This window comes from Stenotrophomonas sp. (assembly GCF_032099025.1).
Classification (GTDB): Bacteria; Pseudomonadota; Gammaproteobacteria; order Xanthomonadales; family Xanthomonadaceae; genus Stenotrophomonas.
Map to the genome: position 1 here is coordinate 1 of NZ_DAMCID010000055.1, position 7,951 is coordinate 7,951.

At 68.5% G+C, this 7,951-nt stretch carries 7 protein-coding genes; 3 read left to right on the forward strand and 4 right to left on the reverse strand.

The window, feature by feature from the left end:
- Positions 1-878: hydroxymethylbilane synthase (gene hemC / locus RT456_RS19290; protein ID WP_313349061.1), on the forward strand; the 878-nt coding region annotated here is incomplete at its 5' end.
- 37 nt (positions 879-915) lie between these two features.
- On the opposite strand, the gene RT456_RS19295 is transcribed toward hemC, so the two are convergent.
- Both RT456_RS19295 and RT456_RS19300 read right to left on the reverse strand, forming a co-directional pair.
- On the reverse strand, positions 916-1,692 hold the full coding sequence (locus RT456_RS19295; protein WP_313349063.1) for a DUF481 domain-containing protein: 777 nt from the start codon (positions 1,690-1,692) through the stop codon (positions 916-918).
- Positions 1,693-1,809: 117 nt separating this feature from the next.
- Complete coding sequence (locus RT456_RS19300; RefSeq protein WP_313349065.1) at positions 1,810-2,424, reverse strand: hypothetical protein; 615 nt, start codon at positions 2,422-2,424, stop codon at positions 1,810-1,812.
- 91 nt (positions 2,425-2,515) lie between these two features.
- On the opposite strand from RT456_RS19300, the gene RT456_RS19305 reads away from it, so the two are divergent.
- Together RT456_RS19305 and RT456_RS19310 are read left to right on the forward strand one after the other, a co-directional pair.
- The gene (locus RT456_RS19305; protein ID WP_313349067.1) at positions 2,516-3,481 is read left to right on the forward strand and encodes a YafY family protein; all 966 of its coding nucleotides are present in this window, start codon (positions 2,516-2,518) and stop codon (positions 3,479-3,481) included.
- 176 nt (positions 3,482-3,657) lie between these two features.
- Positions 3,658-4,452, forward strand: a complete 795-nt coding sequence (locus RT456_RS19310) for a MetQ/NlpA family ABC transporter substrate-binding protein (RefSeq protein WP_313349069.1) — start codon at positions 3,658-3,660, stop codon at positions 4,450-4,452.
- A 92-nt stretch (positions 4,453-4,544) separates the two neighbouring features.
- Here the strand turns inward: RT456_RS19310 and glpK are convergent, their stop codons facing one another.
- Positions 4,545-6,044 carry a glycerol kinase GlpK gene (gene glpK / locus RT456_RS19315; protein WP_313349071.1) on the reverse strand — a complete coding sequence of 500 codons (1,500 nt, stop codon included), beginning with the start codon at positions 6,042-6,044 and terminating at the stop codon, positions 4,545-4,547.
- A 46-nt stretch (positions 6,045-6,090) separates the two neighbouring features.
- The gene (glpD, locus tag RT456_RS19320) at positions 6,091-7,620 is read right to left on the reverse strand and encodes a glycerol-3-phosphate dehydrogenase (protein ID WP_313349073.1); all 1,530 of its coding nucleotides are present in this window, start codon (positions 7,618-7,620) and stop codon (positions 6,091-6,093) included.
- Between the last annotated feature and the right edge of the window lie 331 nt (positions 7,621-7,951).

Below are 7,951 nucleotides of genomic sequence, written 5' to 3' on the forward strand. Positions count from 1 at the left end.
CGCTTGCCCTCTCGCAGAGCGAACACGTTGCCGACCGCCTGCGTCAGGTCCATCCCGGGCTGGACGTGGTGCTGGTGCCGATGAGCACGCGCGGCGATGAAGTGCTGGACCGCTCGCTGGCGGCGATCGGCGGCAAGGGCCTGTTCCTCAAGGAGCTGGAGCTGGCCATGCTGCGCGGCGACGCGGACTGCGCGGTGCATTCGCTCAAGGACGTGCCGATGGAACTGGACGCGCCGTTCGCGCTGCCGGCCATGCTGACCCGCCACGATCCGGCGGACGGCTTCATCTCCAACCTTTATGCCTCGCTGGACGCGCTGCCGATCGGCGCACGCGTGGGCACGTCCTCCCTGCGCCGCCAGGCCCAGCTGCGCGCGCTGCGCCCGGACCTGCAGCTGTTGGACCTGCGCGGCAACGTCAACACGCGGCTGGCCAAGCTCGACAACGGCGGCTACGACGCCATCGTGCTGGCCGTGGCCGGGCTGGAGCGGCTGGGCCTGGGCGGGCGCATCGTGGCCCGGCTTGGCGCGCCGGACTGGCTGCCGGCGCCGGCGCAGGGCGCGGTCACGGTGGAATGCAATGGCGACGATGCGAAAGTCATGGCGCTGTTTACCGCGCTCGACGACGCCCGCACGCGCGCCTGCGTGGAGGCCGAGCGCGCCATGAACCGCGCGCTGCACGGCAGCTGCCACGTGCCGGTGGCCGGCTACGCGCAATGGGAAGGCGACGATCTGTTCCTGCAGGGCCTGGTCGGCGGCGTCGCCGATGGGCGCCTGATCCGCGCCGAAGCGCGCGGCCCAGGCCATGACCCCGATGCCCTGGGAATAGCGGTGGCGCAGGGCCTGCTTGACGGAGGCGCGGGCGAATTGCTCGCCGTCTGAGGCGTACGCCGCCCCATCCTCCGGTGTCGAGCCCCCCTTATTTGAATTTGTAAACCACGTTCATCGTGGTCAACGTGTCGGTCTTGCGCTTGTCCTCGGCGACGTCGCTGTTGTAACGCGCCTGCCAGCCGGCCTTCAACGCCAGATGTGCGTTCATGCTCACCGACACGCCGAAATCGTTCTGCCCGAAGGTGTTGTACGAGCCCGATTCCACCAGCAGGGTGTTGACCAGGTCGGTGTTCGGGGTCAGCGAGTACTTCACGTCGAACAGCCCGCGGCCGATCAGGCCGGTCCGGGTTTCGTCGTCTTCGGTGTTGTGCGTGCGGCGCACACCGGGGCCGATCTGCGCGTCCATGTAGAAGCGGTCGCCTTCCATGAGCCGGGTGCCGTAACCCAGACCGAACGAGCTCTGGCGGTCGTAGGTGGCGAAATCGTCGCGCTCGTAACGCACCGTGGCGGTCAGCTGGCGGTGCTCGCCCAGCTGCAGCGCGCTGCCGGCGCTGCCGGTGTAGCGGTTGGCCGTGGTGTTGCTGCGCTTGGTGATGGTGCCGTCGTCGCTGGTTTCGGTGTATTCCGAGCGCGAGCGCAGGCCGAACAGGTCCATGCTGTGCACCCAGTCGTCGTCGGTGTAGCGCAGGCGCAGGCGGCCGTTGGCGCTCTCCGTATTACTGTTGCCGCGGGCCGAGGCGAAACCGAATTCGCCGCCACTGCCGCTCCACGGCGAGGTCATCGCGGCCGGATCGGTGGTGTCCTGGGCAAAGGCCACCGGGGCGGCCAGCAACAGGGAAGCAAGCAACGTCACGCGCAGGGACATCAACGGTTCTCCGGGTCAGACAGGGGGGAGGAGCAACGGGTGATGATACTTGATGCCTTCACGCCGTTTTTCCATCCCGACCCCGCGCTTTAGCAGAGGTTCGGACTCCACGCCTGTTCAGGGCACGTCGATGCGCACGCCGGGATCGTTGAAGCGCGAATAGTCCACCGTGGCCCGGAAGGGCTGGCCGTTGGTCTGCCCCTGCCGTTCGATCCGCACCGGCAGGCCCTGCCCGTCGATCCAGTAGAGCAGGCCGTCGGGGGCCGCCGTGGCATGCCGCACCCGGTACTGGCGCGCGGCCTGGCCGGCGACCTGCGCCGGGCCGAGATCCTCCACCTGCAGATCGGCAGGCGTGGCGTCGGCCGGCAGCGGGCTGCGCCACTGTGCAAGCAACCCCGGCGGCACCGGCACCTGGCGGACTTCGCCGGCACGCTGCAGGAAGAAGGTGCCGCCGATGATCGTCTGCACGCCCTCATCGGTCTCGAGCCGGTAGCGATCGGGCGCGACGAAGTCCATGGCGGCCTTCAACGTGCGCGGCCCCTGCATCTGCAGCGTGGCGTGGAAACTCTGCAGCTGGCCGAAGCGCTGGCTGGCCGCCAGCACGGCCTGGACCGGATCAGCGGCGGCGGCCGGCACCGGTACGGGCGCAGCGGTGGCCGCAGGCGGTGCCGGGGTACGCTCGCAGGCGGACAGCAGCAGGGACAGCAGGGCGGCGGCAGGCAGGAGGCGCATGGCAGGGGGAGGGGCGGGAATCGGGCCTTCACGATAGCCGAAGATGGTGCGAGGGCCGCCACAACGGCGGCGACTCGGACATAATCGGGTCATGGACCGATATGAACGCATCAACGCCCTGCATCGTCTGCTGAAGTCCGCCCGCTACCCGGTCACGGTGGCGACGCTGCAGGAAAAACTGGAGTGTTCGCGCGCCACCGTCTACCGCGACCTGGCCTTCCTGCGCGATGCGCTGATGGCCCCGGTGGAGGGCGATGGCGAGGCGGGATTCCGCTACCAGGACGATGAAAGCGCCCGCTTCGAGTTGCCGGGCCTGTGGCTCAGCTCCGAAGAGCTGCATGCGCTGCTGGCCTCGCAGCACCTGCTGTCGCGCACCGGTGGCGGCGTGCTGTCCTCGGTGCTGGCCCCGCTGCAGCAACGCATCGAGGGGCTGCTGGCCGCGCAGGCCGGTGTCTCCACCTGGCCGGTGGATCGGGTGCGGGTGATCCCGCACCGTGGCCGCAAGTTCGACGAGGCCAGCTTCCGTGCGGTGGCCTCGGCGGTGCTGGAGCGCAAGCAGCTGGCGTTCGAGTACCGGGCGCGTTCCACCGACGAGGCGACCAAACGCACGGTGTCGCCGCAGCGCATGACCCATTACCGCGACAACTGGTACCTGGACGCCTGGGACCACGGGCGCGAGGGCCTGCGCAGCTTTGCGGTGGACCGCATCTACAAGGCCCGGGTGGTGGACACCACTGCGCGCGACGTGGATGACACCGAGCTGGACGAACAGCTGGGCGCGAGCTACGGCATCTTCTCGGGTCCGCCCAAGGGCTGGGCCACGATCGTGTTCAGTGCCAAGGCCGCCCGCTGGGTGGCCGACGAGCATTGGCATTCCAAGCAGCAGGGCCGCTTCCTGGCCGATGGCCGCTACGAGCTCAAGGTGCCTTACAGCGTGTCGCGCGAGTTGTTGATGGACGTGCTGCACTACGGTTCGGATGCCGAGATCATCGAGCCGACCATGCTGCGCGAACAGGCCAAGGCGTTGTTGATGATGGCGTTGAGCAATTACGAATGACCGCGCAGCCACGCAGGGCGTGGCTCTACGGGGACGGACGCTCATGGTAGAGCCACGCCCTGCGTGGCTGCGGGGGAGCCGAACGGTCATGCCGACGGGTAATGTCGCCGGAATACCCGCCTGCCCAAGCCTTGCGGTATGGTTGGCTGCTATCGCAGCCCCCGGATTCCGTCTGAATGAAAAAGTTCCTGTTGCTCCCGCTGCTCGCCGCCTCGCTCGCCCTGGCCGCCTGCGGCAAGCCGGCCGCCGACGCCAAGAAACTGGTGGTTGCAGCCACCGCGGTGCCGCACGCCGAGATCCTGGCAGTGGTCAAGCCGATCCTGCAGAAGGAAGGCCTGGAGCTGGACGTGAAGGTCTTCAACGACTACGTGCAGCCCAACGACCAGCTGGTGCAGAAGCAGGTGGACGTCAACTACTTCCAGACCGAGCCGTACCTGGACGCCTACAACCGTGACCGCAAGACCGACCTGACCAAGGTGATCGGCGTGCACATCGAGCCCTTCGGTGCCTACTCGCGCCGCATCAAGTCGCTGGAGGAGCTGCCGGTCGGCGCCGACGTGGTGATTCCCAACGACCCGAGCAACAACAGCCGCGCGCTGATCCTGCTGCACAAGGCCGGTGTGATCACCCTGAAAGACCCGACCAACGCGCTGGCCACCCAGCGCGACATCATCGCCAACCCCAAGCAGCTGAAGTTCCGCGAGCTGGATTCGGCCATGCTGCCGCGCGTGCTCGACCAGGTCGACCTGGCCCTGATCAACACCAATTACGCGCTGGACGCCGGGCTCAACCCGACCGAGGACGCGCTGGCGATCGAGAGCAAGGATTCGCCGTATGTGAACTTCCTGGTCGCCCGCCCGGACAACAAGGACGACCCGCGCGTGCAGCAGCTGGCCAAGGCGCTGACCAGCCCCGAAGTCAAGGCCTTCATCGCCGAGAAGTACAAGGGCGCGGTCCTCCCGGCCTTCTGACGGGGCTGCCGTAGAGCCACGCCCTGCGTGGCTGGCTGCGCCCGGCGCGACGATGAGCGGAACCGGATCCCGAAGCCACGCAGGGCGTGGCGCTACGGGACCCGGAACCCCATCGTCGCCTCCACCGCCTGCCGCCATCCTGCGTACAGCGCCTCGCGCTGCTCGAGGGCCATCTGCGGCACGAAGCGTCGGTCCACCGCCCACTGCTCGGCGATCTCCGACCGGCTGCTCCAGAAGCCGGTCGCCAGCCCCGCAAGATAGGCCGCGCCCAGCGCGGTGGTCTCGGCCACCTCGGGGCGCAGCACCGGCACGCCCAGCAGGTCGCTCTGGAACTGGGCCATGAAGTCATTGGCGATGGCGCCACCGTCGGCGCGCAGTTCCTTCAGTTCGATGCCCGCATCGGCCTGCATCGCGGCGAGCACGTCGCGGGTCTGGTAGGCCATCGACTCCACTGCGGCGCGGATGAAGTGCTCCTTGGTGGTGCCACGGCTCAGGCCGAACACCGCACCACGCACATCGCTGCGCCAGTACGGCGCCCCCAGGCCGACAAACGCCGGCACCATGTACACGCCCCCGTTGTCGGCGGCGCGTTCGGCATAGGCCTGGCAATCGCTGGACTTGCCGAACATGCGCAGGCCATCGCGCAGCCACTGCACCACCGACCCGGCGACGAAGATCGATCCCTCCAGTGCGTACTCCACCTGGCCGTCGATGCCCCAGGCGAGGGTGGTGAGCAGCCCGTTGTTCGAGGTCACCGCCTGCGTGCCGGTGTTCATCAGCATGAAGCAGCCGGTGCCATAGGTGTTCTTGACCATGCCCGGCTCGAAGCACGCCTGCCCGAACAGCGCGGCCTGCTGGTCGCCGGCGATGCCCGCAATGGGGATGTGCTGGTCGAAGAAGAACTGCGCGCGGGTTGTGCCGTACACCTCGCTGGAGCTGCGCACCACGGGCAGCATCGCCGGCGGGATGTCCAGCAGCGCGAGCAGGTCCGGGTCCCATTGAAGGGTGTGGATGTTGAACAGCAGCGTGCGCGCGGCATTGCTGTAGTCGGTCACATGCGTTGTGCCGCCGGTGAGGTTCCATACCAGCCAGCTGTCGATCGTGCCGAACAGCAGTTCACCGCGTTCGGCGCGCGCCTGTGCGCCGTCGACGTGATCGAGGATCCAGCGGATCTTGGTCGCCGAGAAATACGCATCGACCAGCAGCCCGGTGCGTGCGCGGATCATGGGCTCGTGCCCCTCCGCCCTGAGCCGCTCGCAGATCCCGTTGCTCTGCCGCGACTGCCACACCACGGCATTGTGGATGGGTTGCCCGGTGGCCTTGTCCCACACCACGGTGGTCTCACGCTGGTTGGTGATGCCGATCGCGGCAATCTGGCGCGGGTCGATCTGCTGGCGGTTGAGCAGTTCGGTAATGGTGGTATAGACGCTGGTCAGGATCTCGCGTGGGTCATGTTCAACCCAGCCCGGCTGCGGGAACACCTGCGCGAATTCGCGCTGGGCGATGCCGACGACGCGGCCGCCACGATCGAACAGGATCGCGCGCGAGCTGGTCGTGCCCTGGTCGAGGGCGAGTACGTAGCGTTTGTCCATGGGGATTCCGTTTTCCGCCATTGTTACGTGGCCATTGGGAGGGCGGTCAATCCACCAGGCGCCTGGGATGCACGGCGGTAGCGCCGGCCGTTGGCCGTCCCTCGCGGAGGTAGGTCGCCAGGTCCTGCCGCTGTGCCGGGTCCAGGTGCAGGCCGAAGTGGGTCCGCCGCCACAGCAGGTCATCGGGCTCGACGACCCATTCGTGTTCGATCAGGTAGTCCACCTCGCGCTGGTACAGGCCCGCGCCGAAATGCTGGCCCAGGTCCTCCTGCGTGTGGGCATCGCCCAGCACCGCGCGCACCCGCGTGCCGTGGCGACGGGCCAGGTCGCGGAGCAGGGCGTCGGACTGCTGCGGATACACTGCCTGCAGCGCTGGCAGCAGTGCCTCCACGCTGCCGCCGTCGCCACCGGGCAGGGCAGGGCCATCGGCCGTCCACGCGGGCGGATCGCGGCCCAGCGCGGTGCCCAGCTGATCCACCGCCTCTTCGGCCAGCGTGCGGTAGGTGGTGAGTTTGCCGCCCAGCACGCTGAGCAGCGGCGCCTGCTGCGCGTCCAGGTGAAGCCGGTAGTCGCGGGTCACCTTGGCGGCATCGTGGTGGTGGTCGGCCAGCAGCGGGCGCACCCCGCTGAACTGCCACACCACATGCTCGGGACGGACGGCCGCGCGCAACCAGCCGTTCACGGCATCGCACAGATAGGCCACCTCGTCGGGCGCGATCCGTACCCGCGCCGGGTCGCCTTCGTAGTCCAGGTCGGTGGTGCCGATCAGGCTGTAGTCCTGTTCGAAGGGAATCACGAACACCACGCGCTGGTCCGGCTGCTGCAACAGGTAGGCGCTGTCATGCGCGTACAGGCGCGGCACCACGATGTGGCTGCCCTGGACCAGGCGCAGGCCGATCGGCGCATCCATCCCGGCCCGTTCCAGCAGGTTGCCTGCCCACGGTCCGGTCGCGTTGACGACCGCGCGCACCCGCATGCGCGCGATCTGCCCGTCGGGCTGGCGCAGCACCGCCAGCCAATGGTCGCGGTGGCGGATCAACTGTTCGCAGCGGGTGCGTGTGCGGATGTCGGCGCCGCGCTCGCGCGCATCCAGGGCGTTGAGCAGCACCAGGCGCGCGTCGTCCACCCGTGCATCGGCATAGCTGAAGGCCGTGCGGAAGCGTGCCTGCAGTACCTCGCCGCGCGGATCACGACGCAGGTTGATCCGTCGCGCGTGCGGGAATGCGGGGCCGGCATGTTCAAGATGGTCGTACAGCCACAGCCCGGCGCGCAGCATCCACGCTGGGCGCAGGTGCCGCGCGTGTGGCAGCAGGAAGGTGGTCGGCGTGACCAGGTGGGGCGCCAGCCGGTGCAGCACGCTGCGTTCGCGCAGCGCCTTGCGGACCAGGGAAAACTGGCCGTACTGCAGGTAGCGCAGGCCGCCGTGGATGAGTTTGGTGCTGGCGCTGGAGGTGTGCGCGGCCAGGTCGTCCTGTTCGCACAGGCACACCGACCATCCGCGACCGGCCGCATCGCGCGCGATGCCCGCCCCATTGATCCCGCCACCGACCACCAGGACATCCACGATGTCGTCCATCGGCACTCCGCTTGCGCTGTGGACCCCAGTATTGGCGCCCACAGCGCAAGGAAAAATGAAATGTGGGTGGTGCCGACCGGTCACGCCAACCGCTAACGCCGACCGGTAGTGCCGACTGTTAGTCGGCAGCTCTCGGGCCACCTGAAGAGAACCGCGGGGCTCGCGCGCTGAATCAAACGCGGCTGCCGGTGGAGCGAGCGCGGGGCCGCCATACCCTTGCCTGCGAATGTCCCCCGGCGTCGGCCTGCGGCCGCCCCCTCCTCCTTTACTTCGCCGCAAGGGCATGCCGGCCCCGCACTCGCCCCACCGGCGTTGGCACCGTGACATCCGC

Excerpts from the sequence above, each read along its gene's own strand:
- RT456_RS19295 (WP_313349063.1), bottom strand. The coding sequence starts at position 1,692 with ATGTCCCTGCGCGTGACGTTGCTTGCTTCCCTGTTGCTGGCCGCCCCG.
- glpD (WP_313349073.1), bottom strand. The coding sequence starts at position 7,620 with ATGGACGACATCGTGGATGTCCTGGTGGTCGGTGGCGGGATCAATGGG.
- RT456_RS19310 (WP_313349069.1), top strand. The coding sequence starts at position 3,658 with ATGAAAAAGTTCCTGTTGCTCCCGCTGCTCGCCGCCTCGCTCGCCCTG.
- RT456_RS19300 (WP_313349065.1), bottom strand. The coding sequence starts at position 2,424 with ATGCGCCTCCTGCCTGCCGCCGCCCTGCTGTCCCTGCTGCTGTCCGCC.
- RT456_RS19305 (WP_313349067.1), top strand. The coding sequence starts at position 2,516 with ATGGACCGATATGAACGCATCAACGCCCTGCATCGTCTGCTGAAGTCC.
- glpK (WP_313349071.1), bottom strand. The coding sequence starts at position 6,044 with ATGGACAAACGCTACGTACTCGCCCTCGACCAGGGCACGACCAGCTCG.